Below are 1,353 nucleotides of genomic sequence, written 5' to 3'. Positions count from 1 at the left end.
CCTGCAATTGCCCGATTTGTGGTACACCTTCTTCACGCATAAAAGAATACAAAATCAAACGTATTAAGCACTCCGCATTAAATCATAAAAAGTGTGTGATTGAATACCATGCAAGACGTCTTGTCTGTAATCAGTGTGGGAAAACTTTTTATGAGGATAACCCTTTTGTGCCCCCAGGTCATTCTTTAAGTAATTTAACGATTATCAATACTTTACAGGAGCTTAAGGAATCTAATGCAACTTTTGCCAGTGTAGCCAGACATAATTTCATATCGCCCACAAAAGTACAGGAGATATTTGATCATTATGTACGGATACCCAAAAGCACTTTGCCAGAAATCATCTGTATTGATGAGGTTTATGCAATGAAGGATAACCACAGTAAGTATGTCTGCATTCTTCTAGATTTTAAAACTCATGAAATAGTAGATATGTTGCCCGATAGAAAAAAATATTCTCTTTTGAATTACTTTGATAGAATCTCTGATCAAGAGAGAAACAATGTTAGATATATCATTATGGACATGTATAGTGTTTATCGTGATATTGTCCATATAAAATTCAAAAATGCATCTATCGCTGTTGATTCGTTTCATGTAATGAAGAATATCAATGCCGCTTTAGACAAGGTCAGAATTCGCATCATGAAAGGGAAGAAGTCTGATTCTGTTGGTTACTATTTACTTAAAAATTTCCATTGGCTATTACTCGCCGGAGAAGTAAGAGAAAATAAACGTAGATATAATAAGCGATTGCGCAGATATATCAATTATCCCCAGTTGCTTGATCTAATCTTAGATATTTCAAGTGAACTTAAGGAGGCGTATTTATTCAAAGACTCCTATGCAGTTTTTAACATGACCAGTGATCACAAGAATGCAGATGAAAAGTTTTCAGATTTTATGAATATGAAAAAGGATTGTAGAATACCTGAAATGGTTGAAATCCTCCATATGTTGAATAACTGGCATGACGAAATCATTCATTCTTTTATAGTGGTTGATGGCAGACGTCTATCCAACGGCATTATGGAATCAAGAAACTCCATTGTTAAATTGATCAAGAAAACAGGAAATGGATATGTCAATTTTGCCAGATTCAGAAACCGCTGTATGTACTGTATGAACAAGGATGCTATTCCCAATATGGCTGGTTTCGATATACCATTAAAAATGAAGGGGCATAAGCGAGGTAAATATAAAAAGTAGTCTTTCTCACAAGATGTTATTTGACACTATAAAAGGCAGTGCATGTTCATACTCTGACATTTGCACTGCCTTTTTGAAACCCTATAATACTTTAGAGCACACCTCAATCATCATAAAACCCTACGTTTATTTAGAGCGTTTTTTT

At 34.6% G+C, this 1,353-nt stretch carries 1 protein-coding gene; it reads left to right on the top strand.

Features of this window, described 5'->3' with window-relative positions; genetic code table 11:
- On the top strand, positions 1-1,208 hold a 1,208-nt coding region (locus NE665_RS23710), incomplete at its 5' end, for an ISL3 family transposase (protein WP_256302681.1).
- Positions 1,209-1,353: the final 145 nt, after the last annotated feature.

The sequence above is a fragment of the Clostridium sp. DFI.1.208 genome, from assembly GCF_024463855.1.
GTDB lineage: Bacteria > Bacillota_I > Bacilli_A > Erysipelotrichales > Erysipelotrichaceae > Clostridium_AQ.
Note: the sequence above shows the minus strand (reverse complement) of the source record. Positions and strands in the feature narration are given on the sequence as shown.